The 15576-nt window shown below is 60.6% G+C and carries 16 protein-coding genes; 10 read left to right on the top strand and 6 right to left on the bottom strand.

Translation table 11 applies throughout. The features are described 5' to 3' along the window. Position 1 precedes the first annotated feature (1 nt). Together C5L12_RS19935 and serB are read right to left on the bottom strand one after the other, a co-directional pair. The gene (locus C5L12_RS19935; protein WP_105373809.1) at positions 2-595 is read right to left on the bottom strand and encodes a GNAT family N-acetyltransferase; all 594 of its coding nucleotides are present in this window, start codon (positions 593-595) and stop codon (positions 2-4) included. Continuing rightward, the gene (serB, locus tag C5L12_RS19930; protein ID WP_105373808.1) at positions 592-1482 is read right to left on the bottom strand and encodes a phosphoserine phosphatase SerB; all 891 of its coding nucleotides are present in this window, start codon (positions 1480-1482) and stop codon (positions 592-594) included. Before serB ends, C5L12_RS19935 begins: the two co-directional genes overlap by 4 nt. Here serB and miaA point away from each other — a divergent pair, their 5' ends adjacent. Then, positions 1483-2373, top strand: a complete 891-nt coding sequence (gene miaA, locus C5L12_RS19925) for a tRNA (adenosine(37)-N6)-dimethylallyltransferase MiaA (RefSeq protein ID WP_105373857.1) — start codon at positions 1483-1485, stop codon at positions 2371-2373. Here miaA and C5L12_RS19920 read toward each other — a convergent pair whose 3' ends face one another. Beyond that, positions 2374-4467 carry an ATP-binding protein gene (locus C5L12_RS19920; protein ID WP_105373807.1) on the bottom strand — a complete coding sequence of 698 codons (2094 nt, stop codon included), beginning with the start codon at positions 4465-4467 and terminating at the stop codon, positions 2374-2376. A 394-nt stretch (positions 4468-4861) separates the two neighbouring features. Between C5L12_RS19920 and C5L12_RS19915 the strand changes: the two genes are divergently transcribed. From C5L12_RS19915 to C5L12_RS19905, 3 genes are read left to right on the top strand one after another with little or no spacing between them, the layout of a single operon-like run. Further along, a complete protein-coding gene (locus C5L12_RS19915; RefSeq protein WP_105373806.1) occupies positions 4862-6655 on the top strand; it encodes an acetolactate synthase 3 large subunit in 1794 nt (597 codons plus the stop codon). A gap of 48 nt (positions 6656-6703) precedes the next feature. Further along, positions 6704-7276 (top strand): acetolactate synthase small subunit, encoded by a 573-nt coding sequence (gene ilvN / locus C5L12_RS19910; protein WP_105373805.1) that lies wholly within the window; start codon positions 6704-6706, stop codon positions 7274-7276. A gap of 44 nt (positions 7277-7320) precedes the next feature. After that, complete coding sequence (locus C5L12_RS19905; RefSeq protein WP_245422976.1) at positions 7321-8325, top strand: capsular polysaccharide export protein, LipB/KpsS family; 1005 nt, start codon at positions 7321-7323, stop codon at positions 8323-8325. A 6-nt stretch (positions 8326-8331) separates the two neighbouring features. On the opposite strand, the gene C5L12_RS19900 is transcribed toward C5L12_RS19905, so the two are convergent. Then, positions 8332-9174 (bottom strand): aldo/keto reductase, encoded by an 843-nt coding sequence (locus C5L12_RS19900; protein ID WP_105373804.1) that lies wholly within the window; start codon positions 9172-9174, stop codon positions 8332-8334. 170 nt (positions 9175-9344) lie between these two features. Here C5L12_RS19900 and C5L12_RS19895 point away from each other — a divergent pair, with 170 nt between their 5' ends. From C5L12_RS19895 to C5L12_RS19875, 5 genes are all read left to right on the top strand, one after another. Further along, positions 9345-9938, top strand: a complete 594-nt coding sequence (locus C5L12_RS19895; RefSeq protein WP_105373803.1) for a LysE family translocator — start codon at positions 9345-9347, stop codon at positions 9936-9938. Between the two features lie 11 nt (positions 9939-9949). Further along, positions 9950-10576 carry a nitrile hydratase subunit alpha gene (gene nthA, locus C5L12_RS19890; protein ID WP_105373855.1) on the top strand — a complete coding sequence of 209 codons (627 nt, stop codon included), beginning with the start codon at positions 9950-9952 and terminating at the stop codon, positions 10574-10576. Beyond that, positions 10573-11232 (top strand): nitrile hydratase subunit beta, encoded by a 660-nt coding sequence (gene nthB / locus C5L12_RS19885; RefSeq protein WP_105373802.1) that lies wholly within the window; start codon positions 10573-10575, stop codon positions 11230-11232. Before nthA ends, nthB begins: the two co-directional genes overlap by 4 nt. Beyond that, on the top strand, positions 11219-11590 hold the full coding sequence (locus C5L12_RS19880) for a nitrile hydratase accessory protein (protein ID WP_105373801.1): 372 nt from the start codon (positions 11219-11221) through the stop codon (positions 11588-11590). The genes nthB and C5L12_RS19880 overlap by 14 nt, the downstream gene beginning before the upstream one ends. Before the next feature lie 130 nt (positions 11591-11720). Continuing rightward, positions 11721-12845, top strand: coding sequence for an ATP-dependent DNA helicase (locus C5L12_RS19875; protein ID WP_105373800.1), 1125 nt, complete (start codon positions 11721-11723; stop codon positions 12843-12845). Here C5L12_RS19875 and C5L12_RS19870 read toward each other — a convergent pair whose 3' ends face one another. Continuing rightward, positions 12846-13532, bottom strand: a complete 687-nt coding sequence (locus C5L12_RS19870) for a MerR family transcriptional regulator (RefSeq protein ID WP_105373799.1) — start codon at positions 13530-13532, stop codon at positions 12846-12848. It abuts the gene before it with no gap. Positions 13533-13865: 333 nt separating this feature from the next. Between C5L12_RS19870 and C5L12_RS19865 the strand changes: the two genes are divergently transcribed. Further along, positions 13866-14618: a pyridoxine 5'-phosphate synthase gene (locus tag C5L12_RS19865; protein ID WP_105373798.1), complete on the top strand. Its 753-nt coding sequence runs from the start codon at positions 13866-13868 to the stop codon at positions 14616-14618. Here the strand turns inward: C5L12_RS19865 and C5L12_RS19860 are convergent. After that, the gene (locus C5L12_RS19860; RefSeq protein WP_105373797.1) at positions 14615-15562 is read right to left on the bottom strand and encodes a bifunctional helix-turn-helix transcriptional regulator/GNAT family N-acetyltransferase; all 948 of its coding nucleotides are present in this window, start codon (positions 15560-15562) and stop codon (positions 14615-14617) included. The two genes, C5L12_RS19865 and C5L12_RS19860, sit on opposite strands and share 4 nt — an antisense overlap. Between the last annotated feature and the right edge of the window lie 14 nt (positions 15563-15576).

Genomic DNA, 15576 nt, shown 5'->3' with positions numbered 1-15576 from the left:
GCTACGGGTTTCTACGCCTATGCTGCTTCTGGCGTTGCCACTCGTCCAGCGTCACAGCGTAGACGATGTGACGCTTCAGATGCGGATGGGTGTCGGGCACGCGTGGGTGATCGAAGTCGAGGCTTGCGACACGGTGTAAGCCAAGCCGCTTCATGACCGCGGTCGACCGGTGATTTTCGGCGACTGCGAAGGACACGACGGCGTCCAGATGCTTGTTGTCGAAGGCGAAATCGAGGAGCGCGCGAGCGGCTTCCGAAATATAGCCTTTGCCCCAGAAACGCGTGGCAAGCCTCCAGCCGATTTCCACTGTTTCCGCCGGAAAGATCTCCGGCATGTTGGCAAGCGACAGGCCGCAGAAGCCGATCGGCTCGCCGGTCGCCTTCAGTTCCAGCGCATAAAAGCCGAGGCCGGTTTCGATGATCGACGCGTTCAGCCGTTTGAGAAGCGCATCCGCCTCCTCGTGGGTTCGTCGAAACGGAAAGAACTCCATAACCTTGGAATCGGCATTGATCTCGCGAAACAGATTGCGGTCGGTGTCGAGCCAGCTGCGCAGCCGGAGGCGTTCCGTTTCGAGGATGATCTTTGCTTCTTTCACAGTGTTACGAAATCCGTTTTGCGATAACCTTGGATATAGAGGAGGGCGGTGAGGTCGCCATGGTCGATCCGCATCTTCGCCTGGGCCGCAACGGTAGGCTTGGCATGCAGCGCAATGCCCGAGCCGGCGATGCCGAGCATGCCGAGGTCATTGGCGCCGTCACCGACCGCGAGGGCTTCGTCCGGCGATATGCCGAGTTTCTCGCTGATCGCCAGAAGCGCATCGACCTTGGCCTGCTTGCCGAGAATGGGTTCGGCGACTTCGCCAGTGAGAATGCCGTCTCTTTCAATGAGGATATTCGCCTGATTTTCGTCGAAACCCAATGTTTCCGCGATGCGGCTTGTGAAGACGGTGAATCCGCCGGAAACCAGCGCCGTATAGAACCCTTTGGCTTTCATCGTGGCGATCAGCTGCGGGCCGCCGGATGTGAGGGTGATGCGTTGTGCGATCACGTCGTCCACCACGGTGATCGGCAGGCCCTTCAAAAGCGCCACGCGCTCCCGCAATGCCGGCTCGAAGGCGATTTCGCCGTTCATGGCCCGAGCAGTGATCGCAGAGACCTTGTCCTTCAAGCCGACCACATCGGCGAGCTCGTCGATGCATTCCTGCCCGATCATCGTGGAATCCATGTCGGCGATCAGGAATTTCTTCCGCCGGGTCTCGGCCTCCTGCACGACGACATCGATGGGCGCGCCGGCAATCACGGCGCGCAGATTTGCCTCGGCGGCCCGCGGGTCGGCATCGTCACGAAGCGCGATATCGCAGGCGACGCCATCCGCCAGCCAGTAGAGACCGGAGGCTTTCGCCGCCTCGGCCGCCTGCTCTCCGAGCTTCGATGTGAGAACAGGGTTTGACGGATGGGCAATGAGCGTGGCAACGAAAGCCATATGACCGACCTTATGGATGATTTGGACGCGATCCTGATAACCGGGCCGACGGCAAGCGGCAAGTCGGCCCTTGCTCTTCGGCTGGCGCGAGAGGCGAATGGTGTCGTCGTCAATGCCGACAGCATGCAGGTCTACGATACTCTAAGGGTCCTGACCGCCCGGCCTTCGGAAGAGGAGATGGAGGGAGTGCCGCATCTGCTTTACGGGCACGTGCCGGCGACAAGCACCTATTCGACGGGGGCGTGGTTGCGCGACGTGACGGCGCTTCTGCCAGAATTGAGAGCCGGAGGGCGCCTGCCGGTTTTCGTGGGCGGCACCGGGCTTTATTTCAAAGCGCTGACGGGTGGCCTCTCCGATATGCCGGAAATTTCCCAGGATCTCCGTTGCCGGCTGCGGCTGCGGTTGAAGGAGGAGGGACCGGAAGCCCTCTATACGGAACTGTCGCGCCGCGACCCGGCGGTTGCCGAAAGTCTTAAGCCGAGAGATGGCCAGCGGATCGTCCGGGCCTTGGAAGTGCTGGAAGAAACGGGGCGGTCCATTTCAAAGTTGCAGGGAAAACAGGGGCCGAAGGTGATCGACCCTGCACGGGCGAAAAAGCTCGTGGTCCTGCCGGACCGCAACATCCTCCATGAAAGGATCGACAGACGCTTCGAGAAGATGCTCGACAGCGGCGCCGTCGATGAGGTGAGGGCGCTGATGGCGCTCCATCCCGCTCCTGACGCGCCGGTCATGAAGGCGATCGGCGTGGCACAGATCGCGGAGATGCTCGAAGGCCGGATGAGCCGGGAGGAGGTTATAGAGCGCGGCTCTGCTTTGACGCGCCAGTATGCCAAGCGGCAGATGACCTGGTTCCGCAACCAGATGGACGAAAGCTGGGAGAGGATCGTATGATTAGTCTTTATCGTAGAGGCTGCTGAGCGGTTTCTTCAGCAAACTCTCGCGGAGCGATCCTTCGCGTCGGAGAAGCGGATTTGGACGCGGGTTTTGAGATGCGGGTGGGCGTTGAAATATCGGCTGCGAAGGCTCGCCACCGCGTTCACGGCGCAGATCGGCGAAACGATCCGGGCGCGGCATCGGCGGCTCCGACAAAGTCGGGCGCGGCAGCATGTCCGGCCTGTAGGGTTCGGGCTGCGGGTCGTCGAGAGGCGTCGTGCGGTTTATCACGACGTGGCCGTTGGTCCGGATTTCCTGCGCCCATCGTTCCAGTTCGGCTTCATCTGCCGGCGGGAAGTCGGTATCCGTTTCGTCGTCGGGCGCCGGTGTGTTGTCGCCGAATGCAGGGTTGGCGGCAGCGTAGCTCTGCTGAAACGCAGCGATATCAGGTCCGGTGACGGACCGCAGGCGCGCGACCACGGCGCGCAGATCGACCGTATCAGGTGTGTCTTCGCAGCCCTTGTCGGCAACGCCATTGGCCTTCGGCAGATATCTTTCCTCGACACGCGCGAACTTCATGCGCATCGGCACGGCTATGGCCTCACCGAAGGCGATCGCCTCGCCGTTTCCGATCGAGGAAAGGAAGCTGGTGGTCGAAATCGACGAGTTGGGAATGGCCGACTTGATAATTTCCTGGTCCCGGTCGTTGGAAAGGCGCATGGCGAAGAGGGTCGAGCACTGCGACAGGATCGTCTGATCCAGTTCGCCGGGGCGCTGGGTGATGATCCCGAGCGAGACCCCGTATTTTCGGCCTTCCTTGGCAATGCGGGAAATAGCCTGGCGCGTCGGGAAGAAACCGAGCTCGCGATCGGCTGGCACGTAGCGGTGCGCTTCCTCGCAGACGACCAGCATATGAATGGCGCCGTTGCTCCAGAGCGCCAGTTCGAACGCCATGCGGCACAGAATCGAGGCGACGGAATTGACCACTTCCGAGGGGATGCCCGCAAGCTGGAAGGTGGAGATTGGCTTATCCCCGCCTGGAATGCGGAAGATATGCGCGATCGTCTCCATGATCGTGTCATGGATCGTATTGTTGGAGAACATGAAGTGGTAGCGCGGGTCGTTGATGGCCGACATGACGCGCATCTTCAGTGAACGCAGGTACGGCTTCTCGTTCCGGCCTTCCAGGCGTCCTATGCGTTCGTCTATCAGCGCCAGAAGATCCGCCATGCGGTAAGGCACGGGGGTATCGGCGGTCACGGAGCTTTTTTCGGTCGTGCGCCGCATCAGCGACGAATCGCTTCCGCGAAAGGCCCGCTTGGCGTCCGGAATGAGGTCGCGGAGGATGTCGAGCTCTTCAGGCACGGCGGGGCGGCCACGGAAGACCACTTCGGAAAACTCTTCAAGCCGCATCAGCCAGAAGGGCAGGTCGAGCGTATCCGTGTCGATGACGACGGCGTGCTCGGGAAAGGCAGAGGCGAATTCGTTGTGCGGATCGAGAATCAGGACGCGCAGCTTCGGGTCCACCTCGATCGCCTTGTGGAGAAGCAGCGAGACTGCCGTCGACTTGCCCACCCCGGTGGAGCCGACAATAGCGAAGTGTTTCGACAACATCGAGGGGATGTGGATTGCAGCGTCGATGTTCTCGTCCTGCGTGAGCTTGCCGATCGCGCAGGTGTCGTCCTTGCCGGTATCGTAGATGCGCAGGAGATCGGCAGCCCGGATGCGGTGCGCTACGGCGCCGAGATAGGGATAACGGGAGATGCCGCGGGAGAACTCATCCCGGCCGTTCGGTCCCTTGCGGACTTCGCCCAGCAGTTCGGCTTCGATCTGGAACCCTGTGTCTTCCCCCTCGCGCCAGCCACGACTGCCAGTTTCCATGGCATAGGCCAATGCCACGACGCGGTTTTCGCCAACGCTGATCGAGATCAGCCGGCCCACTGACCAGAGCTCAGTGAGGTCGGTCTCACCACCTTCGGCGATCGCTGAAATGGTGGCATGAGCGCCGTTGCACGCGACCACACGGCCGAGCAAGCGATTGCCCGGTTTATGGAGATCGCGGCGATCCTGCTCTCCCGCAGAGGAGGAACGGAGGGGATCATTGTTCGGCAAACGTAACCCCCTATCATTGGGGTGGAGGTCGGGTCATGGCTCATCCGTCGGCCGGGTCGTAACCCTCCAACATGTCGAATATAGGTGTCCCGGCTTAACAACTGGTATAGGGGGATGTCGCCTCGAATGCGTAACGGGCAGCAAAATCAGGCGGATGGCTTTTTTTGGTGCAAGGTGGCGTTGACGAATGCAATTTATCTGGCTAACACTTCGCGCCATGAAAATATCGATCGCTCTTATTGTGGTGGGAACGCGCATGGGCAGGATGGTGTAACCATCCGGCGACAGCCACCCATGCGCGGAAAGACAGGCTCCTCAAGGGGCCTTTTTTTGTGCCTTCAATCCGGCTCGGAGGAGCCGCCGGTAAAAATCCAGCAGCGAATGGACCAAGACAATGACGGACAGCAATAACCAGATGCCAGATAACCGGATGACTGGCGCAGAGATCGTTCTGAGAGCGCTGAAGGACAACGGCGTCGAGCACATTTTCGGATATCCCGGCGGTGCCGTTCTACCGATCTATGACGAGATCTTTCAGCAGGAGGAGGTTCAGCACATTCTCGTGCGTCACGAGCAGGGCGCCGGCCACGCGGCTGAAGGTTACGCCCGCTCCACCGGCAAGGTCGGCGTCATGCTGGTGACGTCGGGCCCGGGTGCGACGAATGCAGTCACGCCGCTTCAGGACGCATTGATGGATTCTGTGCCGCTGGTCTGCTTGACCGGCCAGGTACCGACCACGCTCATCGGTTCGGATGCTTTCCAGGAATGCGATACGGTCGGCATTACGCGCCCCTGCACCAAGCACAACTGGCTGGTCAAGGATGTCAACGAACTCGCCGGCATCATCCACGAAGCCTTCCGGATCGCCCAGACCGGCCGTCCGGGTCCGGTCGTCGTCGATATCCCGAAAGACATCCAGTTCGCGACGGGCACCTATACGCCGAAACCCGAAATTGCTGCAAATATCAGCTATCAGCCGAGGACGCAGGGCGATCTGAAGGCCATCCAGGCCGCGATCGATCTGATGGCCACGGCGCGCCGCCCGATCCTCTATACCGGCGGCGGCGTCATCAACTCCGGACCGGAGGCCTCGCGCCTGCTGCGCGAACTGGTCGAGCTCACCGGTTTCCCGATCACCTCCACGCTGATGGGACTGGGCGCCTATCCTGCGTCCGGCACGAACTGGCTCGGTATGCTCGGCATGCATGGCTCCTACGAGGCCAACATGGCGATGCACGATTGCGACGTGATGGTCTGCATCGGCGCCCGTTTCGACGATCGCATCACCGGCCGCCTCAACGCATTCTCGCCGAACTCGCGCAAGGTTCACATCGACATCGATCCGTCCTCGATCAACAAGAATGTTCACGTCGATATCCCGGTCCTCGGCGATGTCGGCAGCGTCCTGGAGGACATGGTTCGGTTGTGGCGGGCTCTGCCAAAGAAGCCGGCGAAAGCGCAGACGGAAGAATGGTGGCAGGAGATCGCCCGCTGGCGGGCCCGCAAGTCCTTCTCCTATAAGAACTCCAACGATGTCATCATGCCGCAATATGCGCTGCAGCGGCTCCATGAATTGACGAAAGGCCGCAATACCTACATCACCACCGAGGTCGGCCAGCATCAGATGTGGGCGGCGCAGTTCATCGACTTCGAGGAACCCAATCGCTGGATGACCTCCGGCGGCCTCGGCACTATGGGCTACGGCTTCCCGGCCGCAATCGGCGTTCAGGTCGCCCATCCGGATGCACTCGTCATCGACGTTGCCGGCGACGCGTCGATCCAGATGTGCATCCAGGAAATGTCGACGGCGATCCAGTACAATCTGCCGGTCAAGATCTTCATCCTGAACAACCAGTATATGGGCATGGTGCGCCAGTGGCAGCAGCTGCTGCATGGCAACCGCCTGTCAAACTCCTATACGGAAGCGATGCCGGACTTCGTGAAGCTTGCTGAAGCCTACGGCGCCGTTGGCATGTACTGCGACGATCCGAAGGAACTGGACGGTAAGATCGAGGAGATGGTAGCGGTCAAGAAGCCGGTCATCTTCGACTGCCGCGTTGCCAATCTCGCCAACTGCTTCCCGATGATTCCCTCGGGCAAGGCGCATAACGAGATGCTGCTGCCGGACGAAGCAAGTGACGAAGCGGTTGCCAATGCGATCGATGCGAAGGGCCGCCAGCTCGTCTGAAGCGAGCTGCGAACCTTAAACTGAATTCTGAGAAACGGACCCAATACCATGAATGCGCATCAGCAACCGACCGGATCTGCCTATTTCATTGCGCCGGAAACGGCTAAGGCGGAGAGCCACACGCTCTCCGTTCTCGTCAACAATGAGCCGGGAGTGCTTGCCCGGGTGATCGGGCTTTTCTCCGGGCGCGGCTACAATATCGAAAGCCTCACGGTTTCGGAAACTGAACACGAGGCCCATCTTTCCCGCATCACCATCGTGACGCGCGGCACGCCGACGGTTCTGGAGCAGATCAAGGCACAGCTGGAACGGATCGTGCCGGTCCATCGCGTCGTCGATCTGACCGTGCGCGCTCGCGAACTCGGTCAGGAGCGGCCGATCGAGCGCGAGGTCGCCCTGGTCAAGGTCGTCGGGCGGGGAGAGCATCGCGCCGAGGCCTTGCGGCTCGCGGACGCCTTCCACGCCAAGGTGGTCGATGCCACGGTCGAGCATTTCATCCTCGAGATCACCGGCAAGTCCTCCAAGATCGATCAGTTCGTCGCGGTCATGAAGCCGCTCGGCCTGGTCGAGGTCTGCCGTACCGGCATTGCCGCTATGAACCGCGGTCCCCAGGGAATGTGAGCAGCCGTTCAGGAATGTTCGGGGAGAGGGTCGGGATCGACTTCATGAAAGATTGGTACCCTCCTGTCGGCATGCGCCTCGGCGCCACCCATTATGTGACGCGATCTGCTCCATGGCTGAAGCACTATTTCAGCTTGCAGAAATTGGAGTCTGCATTTACTCCGGGGATCAGGGGTATCGTGTTCTGGGGTGGACGATCCACCGCCAAGCTGGCGCGCCGCATAGCCTGGGTCCGCAGGCTGCCATATTGGTATCTCGAAGATGGGTACATTCGCTCCGTGGGACTAGGCAAGGAGAATACCTTGCCGATTTCCATCGCTGTCGACGATCTGGGCATGCCGGTGGATGCTTCCAGGGCGTCTCGCCTGGAGCAATTGATCGCGGGTTCGGCGCAGATGGATGTGGGAGCGCTTGGGTCGGATATCCGCAACGCGCTCGTGGAAAACAGGCTCTCGAAATACAACAACCTGCCGCATCGGGAGCTTAAACTGGAGCGGACGACGAAGCGTCGTATTCTCTTGGTGGACCAGGTGTTCGGCGACGTTTCCGTTCCGATGTCCGGCGGCTCGCCGGAAAGCTTCGCACGGATGCTCGATGATGCCGTGGCAAGCGGCGCTCAATGCGTGGTGCGCACGCATCCGGATGTGATGGCCGGTTTCCGCAAGGGCTATCTGACGGAAAAAGCAGCCCGGACGCCGGGCGTGATCCTGCTCTCGGATGCGGTCTCGGTGTCTTCCATACTGGCGGCAGTGGACGAGGTCTGGACCGTTTCCAGCCAGTTCGGGCTGGACGCCTTGCTACGCGGTCTGCCTGTGCGTTGTTATGGCGCGCCCTTCTACTCCGGCTGGGGACTGACAGAGGACAGGCTAAGCCGGTTTTCGAAGGCAATGGTGCCGCGCCGGCAGGCGCGGCCGACGGTTGATCAACTGGTCGCCGCGACCTTCGCGCTCTATCCCAGCTACCGCGACACACGGACATGGGCAGAGATCGACGTCTTCCGGGCGGTGGATGCGTTGGCCGCCGGGCGGAAGGCGCTCGATCTGGACTGAGAACGTCTAGATCATAGCCAATGGTCTTTTTTCCGTTGGCGGTGGAAAGGCGGCATCGAGGGCTGCCCAGTCCTCGTCGCTGATCTCCAGCTCCGCGGCGGCGGCATTTTCGGCAACCCGATCCGGATTGGCGGATTTGGGAATGGCGATCACACCCTCGCGCTCCAGCAGGAAGGCGAGAGCCACTTGCGCCGGCGTCGCCTGATAGGCCTTGGAAATGTGGATCAGGGTGTCGTTGCGGACGAGCCGCCCTTGCTCGATCGGCGAATAGGCCATGATGGCGATTTCGCGTTGCTGGCACCAGGGCAGGAGATCATATTCGACGCCGCGGCGGGAGAGATTATAGAGGACCTGATTGGCGGCGCAATTCTTGCCCTCCGGTACGATCATCAGTTCTTCCATATCCGCGACATCGAAATTCGAGACGCCCCAGGCGCCGATCTTGCCGGCTCGGCGCAGCTCCTCGAAACCGGCGACGGTTTCGGCAAGCGGATGTTCGCCGCGCCAGTGCAGAAGATAAAGATCGAGACGGTCGGTTCTCAGCCGTTTCAGGCTGCGTTCACAGGCATCGATCACGCCCTGGCGGCTTGCGTTCCACGGATAGACCTTGCTGACCAGGAATACTTCGTCGCGGCGGGCGGCAATGGCTGCGCCGGTGATCTTCTCGGCTCCGCCTTCGGCATACATTTCGGCGGTGTCGATCAAGGTCATCCCGAGATCGAGGCCGCGTTTCAGGCTTTCGATCTCGGCACTTGCCTTGCGGACGTCCTCCCCCATGTTCCAGGTGCCAAGGCCGAGGGCCGGCACGGAGACGCCAGAGGGCAGAGTGACTGTAGGGATATCGGGCATTGGGACCTCGGCCTATCGATTGCAGGCGTTCGTGCTATTCAGATATAGCTTTAACCCAAGCTTCCAAGTTCCGCTTGCGGATCGACCGGAACGATCCTATCAACGGCATAAGGCCTTCCGCAGAGGAGGCGACGCAGATAACGGGATCGGATTGGCGCTCGGGAGTTCTTATGCCGCTGGAAACCTTTCTGGCCCTTGTCCTGTTCGCCTTCACCACCTCGATCACGCCAGGGCCGAACAACATGATGCTTTTCGCGTCGGGTGTGAATTTCGGATTTGCGCGAACGATCCCGCACATGCTGGGCATCGGCGTCGGTTTTCTTTCGCTGCTGATCGCCGTCGGGCTGGGGCTCGGGGCGCTGCTGCAGACCGTCCCGGTCGTCTATACCACGTTGAAATTCGCAGGCGGGCTGTACCTGGTGTGGATCGCCTGGAAGATCGGCACTTCGCGCAGCCTCTCGGACGGCAAGACCGGCGCGCGACCGATGACCTTTTTCGGTGCCGCCGCCTTCCAGTGGGTCAATCCGAAAGCCTGGGTCATGGCAGTGACCGCCATGGCGACCTATACCAACCCTGAATATTACGTACCGACCGTGCTCCTGGTGGGGCTCGCATTTGCAGCCGTCAACGTGCCGAGCGTATCCACCTGGGCGGGTTTTGGATCCGCCTTGCGGGAGTGGTTGTCCGTGCCGGTCCGGCTGAAATGGTTCAATATCACGATGGCCGTCTTGCTCGTCGCAAGCCTCTGGCCGATGCTGCGATGAAAGAAATGGGCATGTCTGCAGACCATCATCACCATCACCATGATCATCACCACGACAACCGCTATAGCGACATGCAGGCGCGGGTCAGGGCGCTGGAAACCGTCCTGACGGAAAAGGGGTTGATCGACCCGGCGGCGATCGACGTGATCGTCGAGACTTACGAAACAAAGGTCGGGCCTCGCAATGGCGCTCACGTTGTCGCCAAGGCCTGGAGCGATCCGCAATTCGCCGAGTGGCTGAAAGAGGACGCGACAGCTGCAATCGCGAGTCTGGGCTATGCCGGCCGCCAGGGCGAACACATGCGGGCGGTGTTCAACACGCCGGAAACGCATAACCTCGTCGTTTGCACGCTCTGCTCCTGTTATCCCTGGGCGGTGCTTGGCCTTCCGCCCGTCTGGTACAAGGCGCCGCCCTATCGATCCCGGGCGGTCATCGATCCGCGCGGCGTGCTTGCCGAATTTGGGCTCACGCTGCCGGACGACAAGAAGATACGGGTGTGGGATTCGACCGCCGAACTTCGCTATCTCGTCATTCCCGAACGGCCGGACGGCACCGAGAACATGAGCGAGGAGGAGCTTGCGAAACTCGTCAGCCGCGACGCGATGATCGGCACGGCGATTGCGGGGGTGCCGGCATGAACGGACCACATGATCTTGGTGGGCAGATGGGCTTCGGCCCCGTAGCGCCCGAAAAGGACGAGCCCTATTTTCACGCCGAGTGGGAAAAGCGGGCACTCGGGATTACGCTCTCCTGTGGCGCCTTCGGTGCCTGGACTATCGACGAAAGCCGCCATGCGCGCGAAAACATCCCGCCGGCGGATTATCTCTCCGCCAGCTATTACGAGATTTGGACGCGGGGACTGGAAATGCTGCTCGAAAGGCATGGTTTTGCCACAAGAGGCGAGATCGACGCAGGCGTAAAGCAGATGGAGCCGGCAACGCCGAAGCGTATTCTGAAGGCCGACATGGTGCCGGCGGCGCTCGCCCGCGGCGGACCTTGCGACCGCCCGGTGGAGACCGAGCCGCTCTTCCGGCGGGGCGACAAGGTCAGGACGAAAAATTTCAATCCGAAAACCCATACACGGCTGCCGCGGTACGCCCGCGCCAAGGTCGGTGTCGTGGAGGCCGTGCAGGGTTCTTACGTCTTTCCAGACGACAATGCTCACCGTAAGGGCGAAAATCCGCAATGGGTCTATACGGTCGTCTTCGGCGCTGGCGAGATCTGGGGCGAGGGCGCCGATCCGACATTGACCATCTCGGTCGACGCCTGGGAGAGTTACCTTGAGCGCCTGTAAAATTCCGTCGCCGCTTGCGCGTTCACCCGGTTTGCCGAAGTCTCCGGAAGGAGATCCGACCTTTCCCGAACCCTGGGCCGCGGAAGCCTTCGCAATGACCGTGCATCTGCACGAGAGGGGTGTCTTTACCTGGAGCGAATGGGCGGAGGCGCTTTCCACAGAGGTGCACAAGCCCGGCCGCGCCGAGGACGGCAGCGACTATTTCAACTGCTGGGTGACCGCGCTGTCCGGTCTTCTGGTCGATAAAGGCATTGCGGACGCCGATGCCATTCTTTCTCTCCAGAAAAGCTGGCAGCGGGCGGCGGAAGCGACACCCCATGGCCGACCGATTGAGCTTGAGAACGACCCGCTGCGGTGAAGGCCCAGGCTCGGAATTTTCCGTCTACGCGGCATGTATCTGCTAGCAGTTGAACGTCTTCGTCTCAGCTTGATCTACTTTCGTTCTTTTTCTGTTGCGATTCCTCCTCGAATCCTGCCAAGTCGCGCCCATGCAATTTGCACCGCAACAGGACGAGGCTCTCAAAGCCGTTTCACGCTGGCTGAAGGACGGCCGTAGCCAGATTTTCCGGCTGTTCGGTTATGCCGGCACAGGCAAGACGACACTCGCCAAGCATTTTGCCGAAAATGTCGATGGTGACGTTCTGTTCGCCGCCTTCACCGGCAAGGCCGCTCAGGTGCTGCGTTCGAAGGGTGCGCGGAATGCAAAGACCATCCATTCGTTGATCTACCGCCCGCGCGGCGAGGAGGCCGTGGAGGACGAGGAAACCGGCAAGACGTCGATCGCGCCGATGTTTTCGATCAATCGCCAGAGCCCGGTCGCCAAGGCTGCACTGATCATCATCGACGAATGCTCGATGGTGGACGAGGCTTTGGGCAAGGATTTGATGAGCTTCGGTACGCCGATCCTGGTGCTCGGCGACCCAGGCCAGCTGCCGCCGGTTTCAGGGGGCGGTTTCTTCACCGAGCAGGAGCCGGATTATCTGCTCACCGATATCCACCGTCAGGCTCGCGACAACCCGATCATCCAGCTCGCCATGAATGTTCGCGAAGGCAAGGAGATCATGTATGGCGACTACGGGACGGCGAAAGTAATCTCACGCGACGAGGTGACCCAGCCGCTGGTGCTGGAGGCGGACCAGGTATTGGTCGGCACCAACAAGACCCGCAAGCGCTACAACCAAAGGCTCCGGGAGCTGAAGGGCTTTACGGCAGACTACCCCCAATCCGGCGACAAGCTGGTCTGCCTGCGCAACGATCAGGTGAAGGGCTTGCTCAACGGTTCGCTCTGGCAGGTGATGAGCTCCTCCCGGGAGACCGTAAAACCCGGGATCAATCTCATGATCCGGCCCGAAGACGACGACATGGATCGCGGTGCGGCGAAGATCAAACTCCTCAAGCAGGCGTTCGAAAGCGACGAGGAAATCCCCTGGTCGACACGCAAGCGCTACGACGAGTTCGACTACGGCTACGCTCTGACGGTTCACAAGGCGCAGGGCTCTCAATGGAACAATGTCGTGCTGTTCGACGAGAGCTTTGCCTTTCGCGATACGCGCGAGCGCTGGCTCTATACCGCGATCACCCGTGCGGCCGAGACATTGACCATTGTGCGCTGATCAATTCGGCACCATGCCAAGCAGCAGCGCCTTCGCGACAGCCTGGAAACGGTTGGTGGCCTGAAATTTCCGGATGATGCCGTCTTCCATCTCGCGGAGTTCTTCGAATGGCAGATCGAGGGTGCGTGCAAGGCGTGGTGCGGAATAACCTTCGGCCATCAGCGCCAGACATCGTTTCTCGATGTCGGACAAGACCAGCGACATGGGGCGCGCCGCCTCACTCGTGCCATCCTCATCTTCCGTCGAAAGAAGGCTTTCGATCTGCTGCATCTGCCGGCGGATATTGGATATGTCAGCGGTCAACTCTCGCTTGCGCCGCGACAGCATGTTCTGGAACAGATCGTCCGCTTCCGCCTGGGAGGCTGCGCCGGCCAGTTCATCCATCAGTTCCTGGATCACCGCGACCGACATGCCGATCTCCCGGCAGGCATTGATCACCGCCATGCGCTGGATATGTTCGCTGCCATAGACCCGCATGGTGCCTGACCGTTCGGCGGTGATCAGTCCCTTTTCCTCGTAAAAGTGCAAGGTGCGATGGGTGACGCCGAAGAGGTCTGCCATCTCGGCAATCGCCAGCGGTTCCTCCGGTAATTCGAAGGGCAAGGAAACCTGGGGAAGAAACTTGGTCTGTCCACCGGCTGTCACTGCATTGAGTCCGGCTGTCGGGTATCTGGCGTCGCTTCGCATCGGGCCTCCCTGCGAATGGCGTCTATCTACAGCTCACCCCAGAGTTGCACGAGTATGGCGCGTCTTCGGTTGAGCGCTCGGTACTGAAAACGCGGACCCGATATGATTGGCTAACAGAATTCGCCGGCAAGCCCTGTATCCCGCCGCCTTCGGTCCGGCCGGCGAATTCTGTTAGCAATACATTATGTAAAATTTTCGAAAATGATAGCCCCTCAAGCCACGTGGATTCTCGTCGATGAAAACTCTTTATAGGTGTAATTCCTCAAAGCCGGTGGCGTTTGCGCGATCCATGCCCTAAAAGCTCGGCACCTCCTCTGAAAAACGGATATTGCCATGCCGACCAAGCTCTCCGTAAATCTCAACGCCGTCGCCATGTTGCGCAACCGCCGGGACCTTCCCTGGCCAAGCGTCGAGGGACTGGGGCGGATTGCGCTTCAGGCGGGAGCGGCCGGGCTGACCGTGCATCCGCGTCCTGATCAACGGCACATCCGTTTTTCCGACCTGCCGGTAATCCGCGCTTTGATCGACGACGAATTCCCGACGGCGGAATTCAACATCGAAGGTTATCCCAGCGAAGACTTTCTGGCGCTCTGCGAGAAGACCGAACCGCAACAGGTGACCTTGGTGCCGGACGATCCGAGCCAGGCGACGTCGGACCACGGGTTTGACTTCCGTGCCACCGGTGAAATGCTGAAGCCGATTGTCGCGCGCCTCAAGAGGAAAGGCATGCGGGTTTCGCTATTTGCCGATGGCGATGGAGACGTGGAGGCGATCAAGCTGGCGAAGGCGACGGGAGCGGATCGCATCGAGCTTTATACCGGCCCTTACGGCGGCTGCTTCGATGACCCGCAGCGCGGCGCAGAGATCCTTGAAATGCTCGGGCGTACTGCGGACGCGGCATTGAGCGAAGGGCTCGGGGTCAACGCCGGCCACGATCTGACGGTCGCCAATCTGCCCGCGCTCGTGAGGCGGATCCCACACCTGGCCGAAGTTTCGATCGGCCACGGATTGACCGCGGATGCCTTGGAATATGGCATGGCGGAAACCGTGCGCCGTTTCCGCCGCGCATGTGGACAAGCAGTCTAAGCAGCCGAGAGTTTTGCCTCGCCGAGCTCAAGCTCCCAGGTCTGACCGGTGCATTCCGGCCCGAACATCGCATGCCTCTCCTCGGAGACAAGTTTGAAGCCTGTCTTCTCATAGATGTGGATGGCGGCCGACAGCACGTCGTTAGTCCAGAGGGACAGTTTTCCGTAGCCGGCCAAGGTTGAGAATTTGATGCATTGATCCACCAGTGTGCGGCCGAGGCCGAGGCCACGGGCAGCCGGATCGAGGTAGAGGAGGCGTAGTTTTGCGACGCCGTCGCCACCATCGGCCACCAGCACCGAGCCAACTCTGCGGCCGTTGCGTTCCGCGATCCAGCAGCGCTCGCGCTCCGGATTGAAATTGGCGATGAACTTGCCGGCCACTTCCGCGATCAGTCCTTCGAACTTTTCGTTCCAGCCGTATTCGCGGGCATAGGCGGTCGCCTGGGCTTCAATGAGCCATCCTATATCGCCGACCCGGTGGGACCGAATGACCACAGGCGGCGAGGGCATCGTCGATTGGGGGTCGAGGATCGTACGGATCGCCTGCATGGAGTCGATCAGCTTTTCGCGGTCGGTCTCGTCCACATTGCCAAGATCGTTTTCGATCTGCCGACGCGAACGCTCGCCGAGCATTTCGTATTCGGCTCGTCCCTTCGCCGTGATAGCCAATACCTGGCTTCGCTTGTCTGAAGGATCGGGCTGGCTGTCGACAAAGCCCTTCTCTCGAAACTTTTTCAGCACCCGGCTGAGATAAGCGGGATCGAGGCCGAGATCATGGTTGAGTTCCGTGGCGGACACGCGCTTGCGCGACCCCATCTCGTAAAGGATGCGCGCTTCCGTCAGTGTGTAAGGAGACTCGAGATAGCCCTTCGCGAGCAAGCCGAGTTTGTTCGTGTAAAATCGGTTGAAGGCGCGAACGGTGTCCAGGAAGGCAAGGTCAGTCATGGCAAAAACCTCAG

The organism is Neorhizobium huautlense, from assembly GCF_002968575.1.
GTDB lineage: Bacteria > Pseudomonadota > Alphaproteobacteria > Rhizobiales > Rhizobiaceae > Neorhizobium > Neorhizobium huautlense.
Note: the sequence above shows the minus strand (reverse complement) of the source record. Positions and strands in the feature narration are given on the sequence as shown.

Bases quoted from the DNA above. Each gene is read 5' to 3' on its own strand.
- serB (WP_105373808.1), bottom strand. From the start codon at position 1,482: ATGGCTTTCGTTGCCACGCTCATTGCCCATCCGTCAAACCCTGTTCTC.
- miaA (WP_105373857.1), top strand. From the start codon at position 1,483: ATGACCGACCTTATGGATGATTTGGACGCGATCCTGATAACCGGGCCG.
- C5L12_RS19915 (WP_105373806.1), top strand. From the start codon at position 4,862: ATGACGGACAGCAATAACCAGATGCCAGATAACCGGATGACTGGCGCA.
- ilvN (WP_105373805.1), top strand. From the start codon at position 6,704: ATGAATGCGCATCAGCAACCGACCGGATCTGCCTATTTCATTGCGCCG.
- C5L12_RS19905 (WP_245422976.1), top strand. From the start codon at position 7,321: ATGAAAGATTGGTACCCTCCTGTCGGCATGCGCCTCGGCGCCACCCAT.
- C5L12_RS19900 (WP_105373804.1), bottom strand. From the start codon at position 9,174: ATGCCCGATATCCCTACAGTCACTCTGCCCTCTGGCGTCTCCGTGCCG.
- C5L12_RS19895 (WP_105373803.1), top strand. From the start codon at position 9,345: ATGCCGCTGGAAACCTTTCTGGCCCTTGTCCTGTTCGCCTTCACCACC.
- nthA (WP_105373855.1), top strand. From the start codon at position 9,950: ATGTCTGCAGACCATCATCACCATCACCATGATCATCACCACGACAAC.
- nthB (WP_105373802.1), top strand. From the start codon at position 10,573: ATGAACGGACCACATGATCTTGGTGGGCAGATGGGCTTCGGCCCCGTA.
- C5L12_RS19875 (WP_105373800.1), top strand. From the start codon at position 11,721: ATGCAATTTGCACCGCAACAGGACGAGGCTCTCAAAGCCGTTTCACGC.
- C5L12_RS19870 (WP_105373799.1), bottom strand. From the start codon at position 13,532: ATGCGAAGCGACGCCAGATACCCGACAGCCGGACTCAATGCAGTGACA.
- C5L12_RS19865 (WP_105373798.1), top strand. From the start codon at position 13,866: ATGCCGACCAAGCTCTCCGTAAATCTCAACGCCGTCGCCATGTTGCGC.
- C5L12_RS19860 (WP_105373797.1), bottom strand. From the start codon at position 15,562: ATGACTGACCTTGCCTTCCTGGACACCGTTCGCGCCTTCAACCGATTT.